This window comes from Pseudomonas sp. SIMBA_068, assembly GCF_046534705.1.
Lineage (GTDB): Bacteria > Pseudomonadota > Gammaproteobacteria > Pseudomonadales > Pseudomonadaceae > Aquipseudomonas > Aquipseudomonas putida.
This window is the reverse complement of record NZ_JAWRYI010000009.1, coordinates 130,871-150,635: the sequence shown is the minus strand read 5'-3', so window position 1 is coordinate 150,635 and position 19,765 is coordinate 130,871. Positions and strand designations below refer to the sequence as shown.

Below are 19,765 nucleotides of genomic sequence, written 5' to 3'. Positions count from 1 at the left end.
ACGATGCGCCTGGGCCTTGTGCTGGGTGACCAGCTGTCGTTCGACCTGGCGAGCCTGGCTGCCCTTGACCCCGCCCGCGATGCTGTTCTGATGGCGGAGGTGGAGGGTGAAGCCCGCTACGTGCCGCATCATCCGCTCAAGATCGTGCTTATATTCAGCGCCATGCGGCACTTTGCCCAGGCCCTGCGTGAGCGGGGTTGGCAGGTGCATTATGTCGAGCTCGATGCTTATGGCAATAGCGGCAGCATCGTTGGCGAGTTGCACCGCTGGCAGCACACCTTGGGCGCCACGCACATTCACCTGACCGAGTGCGGAGAGTGGCGCCTGGAGCAGGCTTTGCGTGATGCCGCATTGCCCCTCGTGTGGCATCGCGACACGCGTTTTCTGTGCTCCCGGGAGGCTTTTGCGCGCTGGGCCCATGAGCGTCGTCAACTGCGTATGGAGCACTTCTACCGTGGCATGCGCAAGCGAACCGGCCTGCTTATGGAGCCCGACGGCAGCCCGGCAGGTGGGGCCTGGAATTTTGATGGTGACAACCGCAAGCCATTACCTCGCCAGTTACGTGGGCCGTTCGCTGCGCATTTCGCGCAGGACGGGATCACGGCAGCGGTGGTCGCCCTGGTCCGTCGGCGCTTCAGCGACCACTACGGGGACATCGACGGCTTTGACTACCCCGTGACCCATGCCGAGGCACAACAACTGTGGCAGCATTTTCTGGATTTTGGCCTGGCGGCATTCGGCGACTACCAGGACGCGATGGCCGAGGGCGAGCCATACCTGTTCCATGCGCGCATCAGTGCGGCGCTCAACATCGGGCTTCTGGATGTGCGATGTCTGTGTGAGGAGGTCGACCAGGCCTGGCGCGAGGGGCGGGTGGCGCTTAATGCAGCTGAAGGCTTCATTCGCCAGTTGATCGGCTGGCGCGAGTATGTGCACGGTATCTACTGGCTGCGCATGCCGGAGTATGCCGGGCTCAATCACCTGGGCAACGACCGAGCGTTACCTGAATTCTATTGGACCGGGCGCACCCGCATGCGCTGCATGGAGCAAGCCATCGGCCAGACCCTGCGGTTGGGCTACGCGCACCATATCCAGCGACTGATGGTGACCGGCAACTTCGCCTTGCTGGCCGGTATCGTGCCCACCGCGATTTGCGAGTGGTACCTGGCGGTGTACATGGATGCCTTCGACTGGGTCGAGCTGCCCAACACGCTCGGCATGGTGATGCACGCCGACGGCGGCTACCTGGGGTCCAAGCCGTACTGCGCCAGTGGTCGATACATCCAGCGCATGTCCGATCATTGCAAGGCTTGCAGTTACAAGGTCGATCATGTGATGGAGGGCGATGCCTGCCCGTTCAATGCCCTGTACTGGCATTTTCTCATCCGCCATCGTCCGCTGCTGTCGACGAACCCGCGTTTGACCCTGGTGTATCGCAGCCTGGATGGCATGACGGCTAGCCGGCGCGAGGCCGTGTGGCAGCGTGGCCAGGCGCTGTTGGCGCAGCTCGATGCGCAGCAGCCGCTATGAAAAAGAGTCTTTTGCCCAGCAAGGTCTGCGTGGTGTGTGGTCGGCCGTTCAACTGGCGCAAGCGCTGGGCACGCTGTTGGGAGCAGGTGCGCTACTGCTCCGAGCGATGCCGCAGGTCAGCGCCGCGCCGCGAGGCGCGCGAGCAGGGGCAGGGCCAAGGCCCAGATCGGCATCAGTAGCAGGCCGGTTTCCAGCGTGCCCAACGGCAGGGCGACTTGTGCAACCCTTGCGCCGCCTACGTAGGCCAAGGGACCACCCAATGCGCCCAGCAGCGCACCGAGCTGCCAGTGCCTGCCGGCCCATGCCAGGCTGTGGCGCATGCCGCTGGCCAGCACCAGCCACAGCAGCGCCAGCCACAGTGGCAGCGGCCAGGCGTCGAAACCGAACACGCCCAGCGCCCCCAGCGTGCTATCGAGCACACACCCGGCCAAGGTGACGCGCAACAGCGCCTTGACCTCGGCGTTAACATCCGGGCACAGGCGCAGGTGCACCACCACACCTGCAATCACCAGCAGCAATAGCCAGGGGCGTTCGGCGCCTAGCACGCAGATCCACCAGCCTGCCTGTAACCAGACGGCATTGGCGACGAGCCAGCGCCCCGGCATCAGGCACCGTCAGGCAATGGGGCGCGCCGTGCCAGTGGCGCTGCCCACAGCAGGTGTGCAACGCCGATAGTGCGCTCCTCGAAACCGCCCTGGCAGTAACACAGGTAGAACTCCCACAGGCGCTGGAACATGTCGTCGTAGCCCAGGTCCGTCAGTGCTGTGCGTGCCAGGCGCAGGTTTTCACGCCAGTGCTGCAGGGTGAGGGCATAGTCCTGGCCGAAGTCCTCCATGTGCACGAGGTTGAGTGCGGTGTGCCGGCTGGCGATGTCGAGCAACACGCTTAGCGAAGGCAGGGCGCCACCTGGGAAAATATAACGTTGAATGAAGTCGACAGAGCGCCGCGCCTGGGCATAGCGTTGGTCGCGGATGGTGATCGCCTGCAGCAGCATCAGGCCGTCGGGCTTGAGCAGCGAGGCACATTGGCGGAAATACGCAGGCAGGTAACGATGGCCGACTGCCTCGATCATTTCGATCGAAACCAGTTTGTCGAAGGTGCCTTGCAGGTCGCGGTAGTCTTCGCGCAGCACCTTCACGCGCAGCTCAAGCCCCAAGGCTTGAACACGCGCCAGGGTATGGCTGTACTGGGCATCGGAGAGCGTTGTGGTGGTGACCCTGCAGCCGTAACGGGTGGCTGCGTGGATTGCCAGGCTGCCCCAGCCGCTGCCAATTTCCAGCAGGTGATCGTCGGGGTGCAGTTCAAGTTTCTGGCAGATGCGCTCCAGCTTGCGCAACTGGGCGTGCTCCAGTGTTTGCCCAGCATGTTCGAATTGGGCCGCTGAATACATCATGGTGGGGTCCAGCAGCCGCTCGAACAGGGCGTTGCCCAAATCGTAATGGGCCAGAATATTGCGCCGGGCACCGCGTTTGTTGTTGCGGTTGAGCCGGTGCAGAAGGCGCAGGGCAGGGCGGCCGAAACGAGCCAGGCCACCCTCGAGCGCGTCGAGCACTTCAAGGTTGGCGACGAACAGGCGGGTCACCAGCGCCAGGTCGGGGCTTCGCCAATAGCCGTGGATGTAGGCCTCGCCAGCACCGATCGAACCATTGCCGGCGATCAGGCTCCAGGAGGCGTCATCGAGGATCTCCACCTCGGCCTGCAACGGGCTGTCGACATCACCGAAACTCCACTGCTGCCCGTGGCAGAGCAGGCGCAGGTGGCCGTGGCGAAGCTTGCCCAGCTGGGCGAGCACGGCGCTTCGTGCCAGACCGCCGAGCAAGGGCGCAAGGCCTGCGAACTTGCTAACGCTCAGTGTGGGATTTGACATCATCAGGGTCCTCGCAAGGTTGGCCCAGCGCCAGGTCATTCTGGCTGGTGGTGTGGTCATGCACGGGGGTGCGTTTGAGTAGCAGGCGTAGCGCTTGCCAGTAGATGGCCGAGACAGTGCGCAGACTCATCCATGGGAAGGTCATGACATATCGACGTAGTGCGGTTCCATCCAGTGGTTGACGGTGCAGGGCGAGGTCGGCCTCGAACACCTTGCGGCCGTCCCGCCAGTTCTGCATGTGGATGCGTACATGGTCTGCGCTCAGGAAAAAGCGCAGGTGATAGTCCATGTCCACCGGCATGAACGGTGAAACATGGAAGGCCTTGGCCACGGTGAACTGCTTGGCAAGGTTTTCTTGCACCGGCAGTACGTAATGAAAACGCTCACGCCACGGGGTGTTGCGCACCTCCATCAGGATTGCGGTCAGGCAGCCGTCGCGGTCGTGGCAGAAATAGAAGCTCACCGGATTGAACGACAGCCCCCAGCAACGCAGTTGCGTGAGCAGCCGTACCGGGCCTTCGGGCATATGCCCAGTGGCCTGACACACCAGCAAGCGAGCGGCCTGTGCCAGGGTTTTGCCGTGGCGGGTCTGCGCTGGCAGGTAGTCGGTCTCGCGCCAGCACAGCGGTGCGAGGCGCCAGCGCCCCAGCCAGCGTGACAGGCCCATCAGCCAGGCTTGTTCGTCCAGGTCCACGTAGAACATGCCAATCCGGTAACGGAAAGCATGGCACCGCGGGGTCAGCCGACGGTGACTGATCCAGCCCAGACAAAGGCTGCTGTTCACAATTGCTCTCCGAAGTGCGCAGCCACCTTCAGCGCGCTGACTACCCCGTCCTCATGAAAGCCGTTTCCCCAGTAAGCGCCACAGAAGTAACTGTGCTGCTGACCCTGCAGTTGTGCCTGGCACGCCTGTGCGGCGGACGCGGCAATGCTGTACTGCGGATGGGCATACTGGAAGCGCGCGATCACCTGCGCCGGGTCTATCAGCGCGGTCTGGTTGAGGCTCACGCAGAAGGTTGTCGGTGCCTGGATTCCTTGCAGGATGTTCATGTTGTAGGTCAGCGCGGCGGGAGCTTGCTCTGGGCCGCCCAGGCGGTAGTTCCAGCTGGCCCAGGCGCTCTTGCGCCGTGGCAGCAGGCGGGTATCGGTGTGCAGCACCACATCGTTGCTGGCGTAGCCAATGGCGCTGAGTACAGCGCGCTCCAGCATGGTTGGGGTTTCCAGCAGCGCCAGAGCCTGGTCGCTGTGGCAGGCGAACACCACATTGTCGAAGCGTTCGGTGCCGGCCGCGCTCATCAGAGTCACGCCTCCCTCATCGCGGCTGACCCGGGATACCTTGCAGTTGAGGCGTATGCGTTCAGCAAACGGTCGGCACAGCGGCGCGACATAGCTGCGTGAACCGCCTTCAATGACCCGCCACTGTGGGCGTTGGTTGACCGACAGCAAGCCGTGGTTGCGACAGAAACGGACAAAGAACTCAAGGGGGAAATGGAGCATGTCGGCGCGGGACATCGACCAGATCGCAGACCCCATCGGCACAATGTAGTGGTCGATGAAGCGCTGCCCGTAGCGCTGTGTCTGAAGGTAGGCGCCCAGGGTGGTGTCTGCATCGATTCGCTGGTTGTCCAGGTCGGCCAGCGCCTGGCGGTTGAAGCGCAGAATATCCCGTATCATGCCCCAGAAGCCTGGGGAAACCAGGTTACGGCGTTGGGCAAACAGTGTGTTCAGATCGTGACCGTTGTATTCCAGGCCAGTGATCGGATCATGCACGGAAAAACTCATTTCGGTCGGTTGCGAGGTGACCTTGAGCTGGTCGAGCAAGCGTATGAAATTGGGGTAGGTCCAGTCGTTGAAAACGATGAAGCCGGTATCTATTGCATGGCGCTGGCCCTTCCAGACCACATCGAGCGTGTGCGTGTGCCCTCCGATCCATTGCTCGGCTTCGAAAACCGTTACTTCATGCTTGCGTGACAGCAGGTGGGCGCAGGTCAGCCCCGCGATGCCACTGCCGATGATTGCGATACGCATGGATCATCATTCCTGTTCATGACGGGCGAGGCGTTGGCCGAGTGCCAAGCGCAGGCGCGCGGGTAGCGCCCCTGACAGGCGCAACACCAATGTGAAAAGACCGGGACAGTTGATTTCCAGGGGCGGGGCAGGGCAGCCGCGTGGGGAAATAGTTGCGACGTATGAGTGGCGTGTCGACGAAGCCAGGGCTGACCAGGGTGACCGCGGGCCAGGCGTGGGTGGCAAAACTGCAGCGTCCAGCGCAGATAGCCTTGCCGTGGTCTTAGCTCGTCGTACAGTTTTTCCCGCGTGTCGATGCTAGCCCCATCGAGCCTGGCGAGGCGCACGACGAATTGCTGTAGGTACGCTGGCATGCTGGGCCCCAGGAAATCCTGTACAAAAGTTGTTTGTTGTACAGGTATAGCTGAAAGCCAAGCATTAATCTATACAGAAAGCCGATCTTGTATAGGTTTTTGTCAACGCTCTATCTGTCCCAGTTGCCGGCGCAATTCAGCCACTTCAGCCTCCAGCGCGCGTACTTTCTCCTCGGCGCATATCTGCGCGGTGACGTCGCGCTGAATGCCGATGTAGTACGTCAGCTGGTCCGCTTCGTTGTACACGGGCGTGATGGACAACTCATTCCAGAACAGGCTCCCGTCCTTGCGGTAGTTGCGAAGCACCTGGCAGCAGGGGCGGCCTTCGCGGATCGCCTCGCGGATGGTTGCCACGCCCGCCTGGTCATGATCTTCGCCCTGAAGAAAACGGCAGTCCTGATAGAGGATATCGTCGGCGCAATAGCCGGTCAGGCGCTCGAAGGCGGGGTTGGCGTAAATCAGGATGCTTTCAGTGCCTTCCTGCTCGGCGACGACGATGCCATCGTTGGAATGCTCGACCATCAGTTGCAGGAGTTTCGCGGTGATCATAGGGCCCACCTACAGGCGTTTTGTATGCGATATGCGCAGCGTAGCTTCTGTGCAGAAGGTATCGGCGCTGTTTGTTGCATGATGGACCAAGGAGGCTCGCCGCAGAAGGTGCATATGGGTTTAGAATGGCCTACCACTCGGATATCCCCTCGTTATGACTGACGCTACCCCACCCGATTTGCTACCTATGCGCGATGTTGTCAGCTTGACCGGCATCAATCCGGTGACCCTGCGTGCCTGGGAGCGGCGGCATGGGTTGATACGTCCGCAGCGCACCGAGGGTGGCCACCGACTTTACACGGCGCGGGATGTACAGCGCATACGCGACATCTTGCGCTGGACAGCAAGCGGCCTGTCCGTCAGCAAGGTCGGTGATCTGCTCGCAGCCCAGCCTGAGGCGTCTGCCCAGCAGCATTCGGCCTTTGACGATTGGCGCGCGGCCGTTGTGCGCGCCACCAAGGCATTCGATCGGCCGGCACTGGAGGGGATCCATGGTCAGTTGTTCACACTCTTGCCCAAGGCCACCGTGCTGCGTGAAGTGCTGATGCCAGTGTGGCATGACCTGGCTTCAGGCACCGCGCCAGGCCAGCGCAGCCAGTGGTTGTTTCTCGACACTTTCCTGCGCGCCCGCTTGCTGCTGCGTCTGCAGGTGAACCAGGTCGATGCGCCGCAGGTTTTGCTAGCCGGTAGCGAGGGGCAAGCCGAACTCAGTGTGTTGTGCGCCGCGCTACTGTTGAGCAGTGAGCTACAGCGTATCGAGGTGCTCGGTTGCGGGCAGCCACTTGAAGAGCTACCCATCGTGTGTGCGGCCATGCAGCCTGCGGCACTGGTGATAAAAGTCCAGGTGCCGGTGGGACCCGGCTTGGCCAAGCGCTTGCGGTCGTTGCAGATGGAAATCGCGTGCCCGCTGGCCCTGATAGGCGAAGGGCTGGTCGATTCGCAACCCGCCCTGAGCGGAATCCCGCTATGCCTGCTGGACGAGGGGGGCGCCGACGCCGCGCGCATGCTGAACGCCTTGCACCGCGGTGCTCTTGACGTTTGACCGAGGGGCTTGTCCCTTTGCCGTCATGCCTGAACCTCGCCACTTTCGGCAATCAGCCCGAACGCGGGTTGTTTAATTTGAGGTCGTGAAGAGTAGGGCAGATGGCTCGTAAGCTTCCTGAAGAACAGCACGTCAATAACTACACTAAATGTCTATTTAGTGTAGTTATCAGCAATTATCGTCCAAACAATGAACAATGCAGAGATATAATCACTGGTTTTTTGTTAGTGCAAGCAATATCAAGCTTCCGCCGTCTGTTTGAACGGAGCAGGCGGCGGGCTTTTGATACCCTGCAACCAGTCGCAGTAGCGCGCCACGCCTTGCTGGACGGTCAATGTGGGTGCCTGGTAACCGGCAGCGCGTAAGCGCTCCAGGTCAGCACAGGTGTAGCACTGGTATTTGCCACGCAAATGATCAGGAAATTCGCTGTACTCAAGCACCCCCTCAAGCAAGGCAATCTCAAGTGACAAGGGCGATTGGTCTTGTTGCTCACGCAGCCGATTGATCACAGCCAAGGCAACGTCATTGAACGGCTGGGCGCGACCACTGCCGACATTGAAGATACCGCTCAGCTGTGGGCGCTCAAGGAAGAACATATTGACCTTGACCACATCATCCACAGAGACGAAATCACGCAGATGGCCACCGCTGGAATAGTCACCATAGCTGCCGAACAGGCTGACTTTTCCATGGGACTGGTACTGGTTGAAGCAGTGCAGGGCCACTGACGCCATCGCACCTTTATGCTGTTCATGGGGCCCGTAGACGTTGAAATAACGCAAGCCGACGACCTGGCTGCTTGCTGTCATCAACTGCCGGCGTACCTGTTGATCAAACAGGAACTTGGAATAGCCATAGACGTTTAGCGGGCGCTCACACTCACGTTGTTCGCGAAAATCCTGCCCGGCGCCATACACAGCTGCCGATGACGCATATAAAAGCGGGACCCGTTGCTGCTGCGCAGACGCCAGCAATTCACGGCTGAACCGGTAGTTGTTATCCATCATGAAACGACCATCAGCTTCGACGGTGCTTGAACACGCACCCTGGTGCAGCACAGCACGCACGCTGCCAAACTCACCACAAGCAAAGCGATCGAGAAAATCGTCCTTGTCCAGGTAGTCGGCAATCTCACTGTCGGCCAGGTTGCGGAATTTGTCGCCATCGGTCAGATCGTCGACGGCGATGATCTCGGTTTCGTTGCGCTGGTTGAGCGCCTGTACGAGATTGCTACCGATGAATCCTGCGGCACCGGTTACGATGATGGTCATGACAGATTCCCCGTGAGGGTACGGTGCCCGCATTTTAATCAAGGGAACGAGAGCCAACCTTAACCTGGGTCAACGAATGAACCGGGTTCGACGCATGAGGGCCTTGAGCAGGCTCACCATCTGGGCAACCACGGTGCAGCGCTAAAATACGAATGTTCGGATAATGCATATTATGTTAAATCTGATGTCGGGCAGATGCTCCTGTGGTGTGACCAGCCGTCGGTGTCCACTTCTGTGACCGGCATCCATAGATGCGAATTTTGTTATCCATAGATGCGCATGAAAAATCAGTGACTTAGCTGTATTGGCATGCCTGCTCCAGCCTTGACGTGCTCTCCAAATGCGCGAAATCGACGTGGAACGACCCAAAAATCATGTTACTCATAGATGATAATTCCGCACGTAGCCAAACCCTTTAACTCCCAAAACTCAATAGCTTAGAGATTACTTGTGAGATTCGTAAATGATAAATCCTAGGTGCTGCTGCACCTCATAGATGCGAATCCCGCTTCGCATGTCCGCAAGCGATGCCTAAGCTATACTTCATTCCATCCTTGCAATGTGAACGGTCGTTATGATTGAGCCTCGTCCAATATATTCTGATCAAGACACAATCACGCTCCCCTTGGATAGGTACTTCGAGTTGCACCCGCAGATTCGTGGGTATATTGAAAAATTTAAGCATGAAGAAAACCCCATTGCTCTATTTGATGCGCTCAGGTTGTTTCTTGCGGCTTATATTCGGCATGATCAATCGGCCGAGATCAGCTCTACCTATGCCTATTACCGTGGTGTCACTGAGCGGTTATTGCTCTGGTCCTGGGCCGAACGACAACAACCGCTTGCTAGTTTGCGTGTGCAGGATTTTAAGGATTTCCTGAGATTTTGTGCTTCACCGCCCGATAGCTGGATAGCAGCTAGTCCATTACGCCGATTTGTTTCTGGGGATGATGGAACACGGACAATGAATGATTGGTGGCGCCCCTTTTCGAGAGCATCGACCAGCGAGGTGTCCGGACCAAGAGCGCTCACAGGGATTAGATCGATATGCATCCAAGTATTCGACCATTTAGCGAGCATGTCCCTTCTGGAGGTTAACCCCGCTTCGCAAGTGGAAGCTTCATTCATCAATAGTATTGGTGGCAAGGGTGTGTCGCTGGTGGGGAGACTGGAAAGGAAGAATCTGGAATATCTTTTAAGGGCGGCAAAGTACATGTGTGAGCATGACTCGGCGCATGAGCGATCCCTGTTTATTTTGGCCATGACAATGTATCTTCTGGTTCCTGTCAGGTTTATGTCAGGAAATAAGTTTTGGCAGCCAACACTTTCTAGCTTTCACAAGGATTCGTCTTGGAATTACTTGGTTTTTGATGCCGGCAGATCTTTTAAGATTAGCGCTCCTGCTGAATTTACCCCCTACCTTGAACGCTATCTGAATGCTCGAGATGTCCCACTTAGCCAAGGCAGAATGCCAGATGTTGCACTTTTCACTACAGTAAGCGGAAGGCCAGGATTAGGCGTCAGACAAATTGGTAATATCATGAAAGAGGTTTCGTTTGCGGCGGCAGATCTGATGGCGAGAGACGGCTGTGATGCAACATTTACTAAACAAATTTCGGGGGCTCGCATGGACAGTATCCGTACGGCTAGCATTATGAGCGCTATTGATACCTATGGGTTTGGCGAGACGCGCGGTAGATTGGCTTACGAGACGCTTAATGCCCTGCACAGCCGATTCTCCGCTGACTCGACCACGATTTTTGATATGTGAGTTTTTGCAAGAACCAACAGGGTTGTTGATCGACTGCATTTTATGCCCTAGTACTGGCTATTTTCATAATTTCCGCCTTAGTGGTAAGCCGGAAATAAGTCGCCTACCATTAAAGCAATGATTGTTTAGGGTTGCGTTGCCCCAAGCGCCCATCGCTACGTTGCGTGTTTAAGGCCTGGCGGGTACCATCGATAGGTTGAGATCATTCTGACCAAAATGCTTCTGACTTCCGATTACTGTCATAACTGGAAGTCTATTGTCTTCAAAATTCTGGCTGGTATTTCATGGCGCGCGCACCCCAACCCTTGTTCGAAACCCACGATAACTTCATCGAGCAAGACTTCAGTTTGCACGGCTCACCGCTGGCCTGCGTCGGCGCCTTTCTGGGCGAGTGTGACGCCGCACTGGAGGCTGACCGCGGCTACGCCGCGGTACGTGCGTTCCTGCGCGCCTTTTCCGACAACGCCCAGACGTTCAACTCGTACCGCAGTCATACCGAGCGCTTACTACTGTGGGCGCTGCTGATCCAAGGCAAACCGCTGAATCAACTCAAACGCCAGGATGCCCAAGACTATCTGAACTTCTGTCGAAACCCGCCAGATGACTGGATGGGTCCGGTAACCCGCAGCCGGTTTGTTAGTAACCCGCACGCGCTCGACGCTCGCGAGGCTTACATCCCCAACCCCAAATGGCATCCGTTTAATCTCAAGTCGCGCAAAGTAATAGCTGCAGAAACTCCGAGCACCCAGGAGTATCATGCTGCGAATGGCACGTTGAACCAGGTGTTTACCGTCTGCAGTCGCTTCTATGAATTTCTGATTGAAGATGGCTTCGCCCAAACGAATCCGTTTCGGCTCCTCAAGAAAGGCAGCCGTTTTTCTACGCAAGAACTTGAAGTTTCTTCTTCGCGGGCACTTACGCCGCTGCAGTGGGACTTTGTCCTGGATACCGTTGAAGCAATGGCGAACGCCGAACCGGAGCGGCATGAGCGAACATTATTTATTGTTGCTACGCTGTTCGCCATGTACCTGCGGGTTTCCGATCTCGCCGGTCGCAAAAACTGGAAACCCACCATGGGTGATTTCCGCTTAGATGATGAAGGCAATTGGTGGTACTTCGCGGTGGGTAAAGGCAACAAGGCGGCGAAGATTGCCGTGCGGGATATCTACGTAGAGCGCTATTTGAAACGTTATCGGCGATTCCTGGGACTTCCCGAGCTACCTCATTCAGGAGAAACTACGCCGCTGATCACCACGCTCAACGGCCGCGCCGGTTTGTCTGATCGGCAGATCCGCGCCCTCCTCCAAACCGTGTTTGATAAAGCCGTAGAGAAGATGCGCAGCGAAGGCCGCGCGAACCACGAGATGGAAAGTCTGCGCTGTGCGTCCGCGCACTGGCTGCGTCACACCTCCGCCACCTTTGACGCGCCGCTGCGCAATCCTAAGGACCTGCAGGAAGACTTGCGTCACAGCAACCTCAGTACAACCCAGAACACCTATTATCACTCGCATGATCAGGAGCGCGCACATTCGGTTAAGCGCATTGGCATGCGTGACCGCGGTTGAACTCGAATCACCTGGTCGCCGATCGCCAGCCTGCCGTCCAACATGGCACGAAGCCATTTTCTAGGAATTCACAGTGAAAATTACCGGGCGGGTCGAGATTGAGTGCATCACTGATGTCACGTGTGACGTCTGCGGTAGTTCTACGCGCCTGGCTGCGGGCAGTTACCAGTATGGAACCCTACAAGCCCGCTGGGGGTATGGCAGCGAACACGACGGCCAGCGATTCGAGGTACACCTCTGCGAGCACTACTTTTTCCAGACCCTGGCGTACGTGAAGCAGGAGCGTCGCCTTCAACAGCTGTTCAGTGATGAACCGACGGCTGAGGACGGTAATTTGGGCCTGGTTGCCCAGGACGACTACTTCCAGGACACCGGCCGCCGTTGACTGGTCGACCCTCAGTCAGCCGGTGGATCCGAATTGGTGGTGGTCTATCTCTCAGCGGGCAGCTCAGAACGGGTTGCTGACATCCCCTACCCCCTGATTCTTAAGGAGGGTCTCGCAGATGCGCGAAATTCGACAGGCGAGGAATATTGCCGGCCGAGAGGCGATTTTCCAGTCAAAGGCACAATCCAGAGTCATGGCCAGCGGAGATTGGTTGACCTGGGCTGAGCTAAATGCGCTGTTGCCGGCGTTAGCTGAGCAACTCAGCGCCGGCACTCCTGGCCGGTATTTAGACGGTGTGATCTTCTCTATCAACTACGAGGGCGTGGAGTACTTTTCACGTTTTGCCATCGATGCCTGCGCCTTGGCCAATGCGGCCCAGGGAATGCAGCGCGTCATCGCTGTGCTGGCCACCAGGCTGAATGGCTGGGGCATGGCGTTATGGTTCGAATCATCCAATTCGTATCTGGGCGGTAAGCTGCCGAAGGACATCATATCCTCCGACCCCGACGCGGTTGTTCAAGCCGCACAGGACGAGATAGATGGGGTCTTGCATGGCTAGCGGTGCTCGTAGCTAGGCCCATCGCCGCGGCTCGCTCGCTATAACCAAGAGACAAAACCGCTTTATTTAGCGACGCCCTCCTCCATCCAGGCTTCTGGCCGGCAGTCTTCGGCAGTGCTAGTCAGGAATCTTCCACGATTCTCGACACGGTGTCCTGTACAGGCCAATTGAAAAATGGGGAGCAGCGGCGGTGGCCATAGGCATTTGGATGTAGAAGGGGCCACCTTAGCCATGGAATCATCTACGCATAGCTACGCTGCTCCCCGAAGGGGGTTTCAGTGAGCAGCGATGGTAGTCGATTCAGGGCGGCGTGAACACTATAGCGCTCATTTTAGGCTGTGGATCTACGGTCAAGGCTTGAGCGCCTCTTTTTTCACCTGTTTGATGAGCCCGTCGATGCCCACATCCGGATTCTGGATGAGATATGCAGATACGATGAGGCTGAGTGGGTGGACCCCCATGCGGCCGGCCAACTCTTCAATTTTTTGAATAGTTGGCGCCTTGAGTCCGCGTTCGAGGGTGCTGACGTAGGTCCTACTACTGACTACTCCAAAATCTTCCTGCGTCAGGCCGTGAAGAATGCGCATGCGCCGCAGTGCTTCACCCAGGGACTCACGGATTTCCATCATCATTCCTCATAAAAGGAATGATGAAGCGCTATCGAACACGATAGGGCTACAATCTATAGTGTTCATTGTGGGATAATTTGAGCTTTCCAGCCCTGGTGACTGGTCGCCTAGGGGTATGCAGCGCTCAGTGGAGCCCGTTTTGATCTATTTGTCCGAATCTCACACCCGTACTGTCCGTACGGGTTCCTATTGTGAAATTGAAGGGATGTGCTTTTGGGTAACCTTGCGGCCGCTTTTCAACGGTGAGAGCGAGCGAGCAGCTGTGGTTGAAGATGCCTACGAACTCAACGTCTTCCTGTCTCAGGCAACGGGCGTCGAGATCGCGCAGGTACAAATGCTATGCCCTCCTTCCATCACCGGACGTCCGCACTGGAGCCTGGAAGAGCTTCGTAAGATAGTGATTCACCGTGGACTTGAGTCCTCGCAAAGCGCAGTGATTTACGAGACTGCGGTGGCCACCTACAAATTAGGGGATCTCGATTTACGCCTGCGGAAACGGTCACACGCGTTGTACTCGGCGCGAAACCTGAAAGCGCGAATCACCAGCACGGCCCCTCCACCTAAGTCTGCTGACGAACCGCAGTTGTACGCGCACTTTTGATGCAGGAACGCACACCGTCGTTGAACGGTGAAGCCTCCACACTTGGGTTTTTCGGCGCAAGGCCATCGAATTGGCTGTTCACTGATCCGATGCCTCCCGCGGCCGCTCTCCTGGCAGCCTTCCCTACCACGCGTTACGATGATGAATGCTCATGGACACCTTAGCAAAAGCGGCAGAAGCATTGCGGGATGCGCAACATATCATGGTGTTTACCGGCGCTGGCGTTTCTGCCGGCAGCGGCATTCCGACTTTTCGCGACCGACTAACCGGGTTGTGGGAGCGCCAAGACCCTCAACGCTTAGAAACCGCGAAGGCATTTCGCGAAAATCCGGCGCTGGTTTGGGGCTGGTACCTATGGCGGCGCCAGCAGGTCACGCAAGCTCTGCCCAATGCGGCACATCAGGCGATCCACCGGTTATCTGGCAGCGGTCGGAATGTCACTGTGGTCACTCAGAACGTTGATGACCTGCACGAGCGGGCGGGCAATCAGGACGTGCTTCATCTCCATGGCAGCCTGACGCTTCCCAAGTGTTTCACCTGTCATCGCTTCGTCGCGGGATCGCTGGAATTTCCGAGCATTCCAGCGGAAGGCGCATTGATAGAACCGCCCCGCTGCCGACGATGCAACGGCCGCTTGCGTCCAGCTGTGGTGTGGTTTGGTGAAGATCTTCCGCCAGGCGCATGGAAAACCGCCAGCCGAGCAGCACGACAGTGTGACGTCATGCTTTCTATCGGGACATCCGGTGTGGTAAGGCCTGCTGCTGACTTACCAGATATCGCGATAGCTTCTGGTGCAGTGGTCGTACACGTCAATAACGTAGATGTATCCATGAATGGGCCGAACGAGATCATGCTGATAGGCCCTGCTGAGAAAATACTGCCACAGCTGATTACTCTGGCGTTGACATGACCCTCCACTACCCGGCAAAGAGAAAGCTTTGAAACGTTCTAAGCCTTGGTAACTAGCTGTGCAAAGGACAATGTGGCAATGGCATTCACTCCGTACATCACCCAAGACAAGGCCACGGAGGAACTGCTGGAACAAATCATTCAGATCATTAAGGCTCGACGAGGCTCTTCACACCGGGATTCCAGTCCCATTACGCGTGCCTATGATGAACCTGGTACAGCTTGTAAATTCGTACTACAGCAACAAGATCGAGGGGAACTCAAGCGCACCGATCGACATTCTGAGGGCCGAGGATAGTCCTCATGAGATCGAAGGCGACCAAGGCCTGCAAGAGGTTAAACGGCTCATTGACGCCCAGCGCCGGCTCGTCAATGAGCCAATCAACAAAGTCACCGTGTGTGCGAAGGTCACAATCGCACGCTTACATCGCGAACTCTATGTTGGCGTGCCTGAACGGATGCTGGAAATGCAATCATTCGAGCCAGCGATTTCCGCGCGCATGGTCCCTGGTGAATTTCGCAAATGTGAGGTCCGCGTTGGCCAACACATCCCCCCTACTTCGCAGCAGATGCAGTTGCACCTAAACGACTTTGCGCGCGTGTACCGTCTAGATTGGATCCATGGGCAATCGCGGCTCTTAGCCGCTGCTGCCTCGCACCACCGCCTGATGTGGATCCACCCATTCATGGACGGCAATGGACGTACGGGCCGCCTATTCACAGATCAGTACCTCAAGGCTTCTGGCTTGAGTGGGTCTGGCTTGTGGTCCATGAGCCGTGGGTTCGCTCGCAATATCGCCGCCTATTACGAGATGCTGCGCGCTGCGGATGCTCAGCGCCAAGGCGGATTAGACGGCCGTGGCGAACTTTCGGATAGCGGTTTGCTGCGCTGGACTAGATTCTTCACTGAGACAGCACTGGAACAGTTGCAGTACTTCAGTAAGCTGCTGGAGCCGGAAAGGCTAAATGATCGGATCGACGGCTATTTTGAGATGCGGAGCCGCCGCGTACTGTCAGCCAGTAAGGGCGAGCACCTGCATGAACTGCAGATTAAGTGCCGTGATATCTACAAAACGCTTCTCTGCCTGGGTGACCAGCAACGCGCCGATATCCGTGCGCGCCTGGGTCTCGATGAGGCTACCACGCACAGCCTACTAAGCCTGATGTGTTTAGAGGGGTTGATCACTTTGGACTGCCGTCAGTCGGTATCCCTGAAGCTTTCGCGGCACTCGATAGATTTTCTGTTCCCCTCTCTCTGGTAGTTTGCTCCCGCGAGCATTTTGGTTATCGAGTAGCTAACTCAAAGCCAAGCCGTTAGCGGTGTATATGATCGACAAATAGCCCTGAACCTGGGGAGGAGTACATTTGTACCCCTTCGGGGTGCCAGCAAACTCTGCACCTCTCCCATGCGCCTGGTCGCCCTCGCCCGCTTCAGACCGCCCATTGGTCTCGGCTAGATGAGACATTAGTTTCCCTCAATGGCTTGGTGAGTAAATCTTTCCCTAGATATACTAAACTAGCGGGCGGTGGCCTTTCACCTATTCTACCAAATTCCAAATACTTGAGCCGCGTCCCGCCCCGAGCCCGACGCACCATTGGGCTGGATCCAGGTGCGATGTTACTGCGAGCTTAATATTGGGGGCTGTCATGCCTGAACAATCCTCGAATCACCCAAGCGTCGCGTGCGCTTGACCAGCGAATCCTGCCTGCGGCATAAACTAGGCTCTCTTGTTAAAAAGCTTATATTGGCATCCCAATATAAACGCCAAAATCTTGCTCTGGGATTATCGTTCTATCGTCCACTAGCACCGATACCGACATGTAGTGGAGTCCTGTATACATAGCATCCCGCCAATAACCCGCCCAATACTCCTGTCGCTCTCGATTGAATTTCGCCTCAATGTCTTCGTGATAGGTGTTATCCGCGCCAGCCTCTTCGCCGTGGTTTTTAACTCGGAATCGCACTCTCACATTATCCGGATTCCCTGCAATCACGAACCTGGCTTTGAACTCAATGCCCGCACCTTTTGGAATGGCACGTGAGCAAGCATGATAGTGCTCAGGATCTGCATACACAACATCAGCCCTTGGCTTGAGCAAAGCAGATATTTGGATAGGAGATTCGCTCCACTCTGGCTTCGGCAGTAAATCAAAGTACTTTTTCTGCACTAAAACATGCTTCCGGTAATTTACTGGTCGCCCGTCATTACCAGTATAATTGGGAAGAATGTATCGCTCAATTGACTCTTTGTTATTTACCCATTTGGGCTCTAACAGTTCATCATGCAAGTCGAGTAGCGTCCTAATCGATTCGCCTATCATGACCCTGTTTCGAGGTGCGCTCTGCTGAAGCTTTGCCGCAACGTCAACGAAAAATGATGTTGCAGTCACCTCTGACGAGCCTTGATAGCCATACATGCCCCATAGCACATCATCATGCTGACCATAATCAATACCAACGCGAATACCGACATCATCTACATCATTCTCTCGAAGCTTCGGCGCAACATGTTGCCGCATAAACTCCACTAAATAGCACCCGCAATTCAGAGCATCAATGGCCGCGTTGCGCGCCGACTCACCATCTGAGCGGAAGAATGCCAGAACTGCGTCACCCATAATTCGGTGCACATGACCATCGAAAGCCCTGATAGTTTCTATAGCACACCGAATTATGCTATTTTTGATAAAGAACACTTCTTCAGGACTGTATATCAGGCCGAGCTTTGTCGAGCCTTTGATATCCATGAACAGCGAAACATTAAACCCCCGCTCCGTAGATTCAGACTCCGCCAGATGATCAAAGTCAGGATGACCACCTATACTATGCGCATTCGTTCTCTTTTTACCAAATAAACCTCTAATCGCTTCTTGAATACCGTACTCCGCCTCAGCAATATTAGACTTGGCGAGGATTGTCTGACGCTCATTCAATACTCGTGGTGACCTAGCCCCATACGACTCAAAGGCAGAATCGAACACAGGCGTGCTTTTAGGGATTGACCGTTCGAAAACTGAATCGAACGATTTGTAGACACTTTTCAGCGAAGACATAATTTAACTCCTAAACTGTCCATGACAACAACTAGAACGATCAACCCCATAACCAACAAGCACCATTTGACGCAATTGGCCGCCTTCGATACCACTTGGAATTTTTTTAAAGTTACTTGAGCGACCTCGTGAACCTGAATCGCCAGATCTTTTTCAAATTCCTCTATGGATCGACCTGCCGCTTCCGAGGCATATGTCAATGCGTTGAATTCCTTGGCCACCGAACCGAAGAAAAACAATGATGGCTTATTCGCCCCACCGGCATTGGTTGACAAATCGGGCCAAATCGTCTTTATAACCCAATATATGCTCAGGAGAGCAAGAAACGCTAACAACACCAGCAAGCCAGCAAGCAGATAATTGCTTTCCATTCCAGACTTCAGTATTGCATCGGCTTTTAGTAGCACTCCGCCGAAGACCGCGGCTGAGAACGACGCTATGAGTCCACAGCGAAAATTAACCGTAGATATATAGCCATCATGTCTCTTTAGTGTGTCCCACATTCCCGAAATTCGTATTTTTTGGTCGTCTGAAATTGTCACAAATCGCACCCATTCAAATTGTCGATACTTCTGAATCAATACTGAGAATTAGTGGTTTCTAATCCATGCGATGGCTGGATAGGAGTTACCTGTATTTATACTTTTACGGCAAACCTTTCGGAGTCCAGGGAACATACAGCAGAGAAGCCAGTACCCTTCTTAAAGTTCATATTGTGCACAAAGTTCTTCATCGCGTCTGACGGATCAATTGCCTCAAGGTTCAGGCCATCGACTGCGATCCGAGAGAATGCGACGCTGAGAATCGGTTGATCCTCCATATGCCCTGTCGAACTGTTGAGCACGTTATCCATCGCCGTCACGATCACTAGGTCGTCCGGGAGGATGGCCAACAACTCTCTTCCCACACGCAAAGCACAGCTGCAGACGTAATCCTGATGGAGCTCATTGAAACGTCCAGCTGGCATCGCTTTGGTTGAGAGCTTGCCGCTTTTGAGTAGAGACTTGATTTCGGAAGGGATAACGTGTGAACCGTGGATGGCCAGCTTCGCTTCCAGAACTCCGCCCTCATGGACGATCATCTGGATAGATGAGCCTAGGTGTGAGATTTCCTCCAAAGACTCGAAAGCCTCAATAGCATCAAGCTTCGCTTGGCGGTCACCATCGAGGATACGCAGAGCAATATCACGCTCCTCAGCCCAGTCGTCGTGTGCAGTCTTCCATTCATCAAGCTCTGCCTGAAACAGTCTTTCGTCTTCGGCAGCGGCAACGCCGATTCTCACCAAAAGCGCTTCGCGCTGCCGACGCTCAAGCTTGAAAAGCCGTGCCCAGAAGTTAGGGCGATAAGTAGCAGATGCATGATGTGCGGCTTGCTCGAGCGATCCGGCCTTCAAGGGTTGCCTTGGCTCTGGCGTTGAGAGGATCTTCTTCCATTGCACCGGCTCAGCGCATTCTTTGTGCATGGAAAGCAGGAGATCGATGTGATTTTCATAGACCTCTACCTCGTACGCTGCTTGCTCTAGAGCCTCCATCTTATCGAACTCTTTTTGCCGCTTCTCGAGCTCACGTTGCCGACGATGAGCGTTGCGCTCAGCTCGTCTGGCTGATGCCTGCAGCGATCTTACAGTCCCTTTCCAACCCATCACGATGCTC

19 protein-coding genes and 2 pseudogenes are annotated in these 19,765 nt (G+C 56.1%); 10 read left to right on the top strand and 11 right to left on the bottom strand.

Annotated features, from left to right (window positions below; genetic code table 11):
• Positions 1-3 precede the first annotated feature (3 nt).
• Together SB756_RS20525 and SB756_RS20520 are read left to right on the top strand one after the other, a co-directional pair.
• Positions 4-1,530, top strand: a complete 1,527-nt coding sequence (locus tag SB756_RS20525) for a cryptochrome/photolyase family protein (protein ID WP_410911620.1) — start codon at positions 4-6, stop codon at positions 1,528-1,530.
• Positions 1,527-1,709 (top strand): DUF2256 domain-containing protein, encoded by a 183-nt coding sequence (locus SB756_RS20520; RefSeq protein WP_082421981.1) that lies wholly within the window; start codon positions 1,527-1,529, stop codon positions 1,707-1,709. The genes SB756_RS20525 and SB756_RS20520 overlap by 4 nt, the downstream gene beginning before the upstream one ends.
• Here the strand turns inward: SB756_RS20520 and SB756_RS20515 are convergent.
• The 6 genes and pseudogenes from SB756_RS20515 to SB756_RS20490 form a co-directional block, all read right to left on the bottom strand.
• Entirely contained in the window at positions 1,647-2,135 is a 489-nt protein-coding gene (locus SB756_RS20515) for a DUF2878 domain-containing protein (RefSeq protein WP_341795570.1), read from the bottom strand. The genes SB756_RS20520 and SB756_RS20515 overlap by 63 nt on opposite strands.
• Positions 2,135-3,397: a class I SAM-dependent methyltransferase gene (locus SB756_RS20510; protein WP_410911619.1), complete on the bottom strand. Its 1,263-nt coding sequence runs from the start codon at positions 3,395-3,397 to the stop codon at positions 2,135-2,137. Before SB756_RS20510 ends, SB756_RS20515 begins: the two co-directional genes overlap by 1 nt.
• Positions 3,372-4,181 carry a DUF1365 domain-containing protein gene (locus SB756_RS20505; RefSeq protein ID WP_341795572.1) on the bottom strand — a complete coding sequence of 270 codons (810 nt, stop codon included), beginning with the start codon at positions 4,179-4,181 and terminating at the stop codon, positions 3,372-3,374. Before SB756_RS20505 ends, SB756_RS20510 begins: the two co-directional genes overlap by 26 nt.
• Positions 4,178-5,425 carry an NAD(P)/FAD-dependent oxidoreductase gene (locus tag SB756_RS20500; protein WP_410911617.1) on the bottom strand — a complete coding sequence of 416 codons (1,248 nt, stop codon included), beginning with the start codon at positions 5,423-5,425 and terminating at the stop codon, positions 4,178-4,180. Before SB756_RS20500 ends, SB756_RS20505 begins: the two co-directional genes overlap by 4 nt.
• Before the next feature lie 6 nt (positions 5,426-5,431).
• A pseudogene (locus SB756_RS20495) lies at positions 5,432-5,630 on the bottom strand (short-chain dehydrogenase); the annotation flags it as partial.
• A gap of 250 nt (positions 5,631-5,880) precedes the next feature.
• Positions 5,881-6,327: a PAS domain S-box protein gene (locus SB756_RS20490; protein ID WP_197897503.1), complete on the bottom strand. Its 447-nt coding sequence runs from the start codon at positions 6,325-6,327 to the stop codon at positions 5,881-5,883.
• A gap of 154 nt (positions 6,328-6,481) precedes the next feature.
• On the opposite strand from SB756_RS20490, the gene SB756_RS20485 reads away from it, so the two are divergent.
• Entirely contained in the window at positions 6,482-7,369 is an 888-nt protein-coding gene (locus tag SB756_RS20485) for a MerR family transcriptional regulator (RefSeq protein WP_410911615.1), read from the top strand.
• 239 nt (positions 7,370-7,608) lie between these two features.
• Here SB756_RS20485 and rfaD read toward each other — a convergent pair whose 3' ends face one another.
• Positions 7,609-8,640 (bottom strand): ADP-glyceromanno-heptose 6-epimerase, encoded by a 1,032-nt coding sequence (gene rfaD / locus SB756_RS20480; RefSeq protein WP_410911773.1) that lies wholly within the window; start codon positions 8,638-8,640, stop codon positions 7,609-7,611.
• Between the two features lie 643 nt (positions 8,641-9,283).
• Here rfaD and SB756_RS20475 point away from each other — a divergent pair.
• From SB756_RS20475 to SB756_RS20460, 4 genes are all read left to right on the top strand, one after another.
• On the top strand, positions 9,284-10,411 hold the full coding sequence (locus tag SB756_RS20475; protein ID WP_410911613.1) for a hypothetical protein: 1,128 nt from the start codon (positions 9,284-9,286) through the stop codon (positions 10,409-10,411).
• Positions 10,412-10,695: 284 nt separating this feature from the next.
• Positions 10,696-11,976: a tyrosine-type recombinase/integrase gene (locus SB756_RS20470; protein ID WP_027609243.1), complete on the top strand. Its 1,281-nt coding sequence runs from the start codon at positions 10,696-10,698 to the stop codon at positions 11,974-11,976.
• A gap of 73 nt (positions 11,977-12,049) precedes the next feature.
• A complete protein-coding gene (locus tag SB756_RS20465; RefSeq protein ID WP_027609242.1) occupies positions 12,050-12,361 on the top strand; it encodes a hypothetical protein in 312 nt (103 codons plus the stop codon).
• A 118-nt stretch (positions 12,362-12,479) separates the two neighbouring features.
• Complete coding sequence (locus SB756_RS20460) at positions 12,480-12,920, top strand: hypothetical protein (protein WP_033693257.1); 441 nt, start codon at positions 12,480-12,482, stop codon at positions 12,918-12,920.
• A gap of 350 nt (positions 12,921-13,270) precedes the next feature.
• On the opposite strand, the gene SB756_RS20455 is transcribed toward SB756_RS20460, so the two are convergent.
• A complete protein-coding gene (locus SB756_RS20455) occupies positions 13,271-13,546 on the bottom strand; it encodes a helix-turn-helix domain-containing protein (protein ID WP_027609240.1) in 276 nt (91 codons plus the stop codon).
• A 142-nt stretch (positions 13,547-13,688) separates the two neighbouring features.
• On the opposite strand from SB756_RS20455, the gene SB756_RS20450 reads away from it, so the two are divergent.
• The 3 genes and pseudogenes from SB756_RS20450 to SB756_RS20440 all read left to right on the top strand — a co-directional run bounded on the left by SB756_RS20450 (position 13,689) and on the right by SB756_RS20440 (position 16,321).
• Positions 13,689-14,150, top strand: coding sequence for a hypothetical protein (locus tag SB756_RS20450; RefSeq protein ID WP_176431015.1), 462 nt, complete (start codon positions 13,689-13,691; stop codon positions 14,148-14,150).
• 151 nt (positions 14,151-14,301) lie between these two features.
• Positions 14,302-15,060, top strand: a complete 759-nt coding sequence (locus SB756_RS20445) for an SIR2 family NAD-dependent protein deacylase (protein WP_410911611.1) — start codon at positions 14,302-14,304, stop codon at positions 15,058-15,060.
• A 78-nt stretch (positions 15,061-15,138) separates the two neighbouring features.
• Positions 15,139-16,321: pseudogene (locus SB756_RS20440) on the top strand (Fic family protein).
• 478 nt (positions 16,322-16,799) lie between these two features.
• On the opposite strand, the gene SB756_RS20435 reads toward SB756_RS20440, so the two are convergent.
• The 3 genes from SB756_RS20435 to SB756_RS20425 form a co-directional block, all read right to left on the bottom strand.
• Positions 16,800-18,113 (bottom strand): adenylate/guanylate cyclase domain-containing protein, encoded by a 1,314-nt coding sequence (locus tag SB756_RS20435; RefSeq protein WP_027609237.1) that lies wholly within the window; start codon positions 18,111-18,113, stop codon positions 16,800-16,802.
• A complete protein-coding gene (locus SB756_RS20430) occupies positions 18,101-18,484 on the bottom strand; it encodes a Pycsar system effector family protein (RefSeq protein WP_027609236.1) in 384 nt (127 codons plus the stop codon). The genes SB756_RS20435 and SB756_RS20430 overlap by 13 nt, the downstream gene beginning before the upstream one ends.
• Before the next feature lie 266 nt (positions 18,485-18,750).
• A complete protein-coding gene (locus SB756_RS20425) occupies positions 18,751-19,755 on the bottom strand; it encodes a hypothetical protein (RefSeq protein ID WP_027609235.1) in 1,005 nt (334 codons plus the stop codon).
• Between the last annotated feature and the right edge of the window lie 10 nt (positions 19,756-19,765).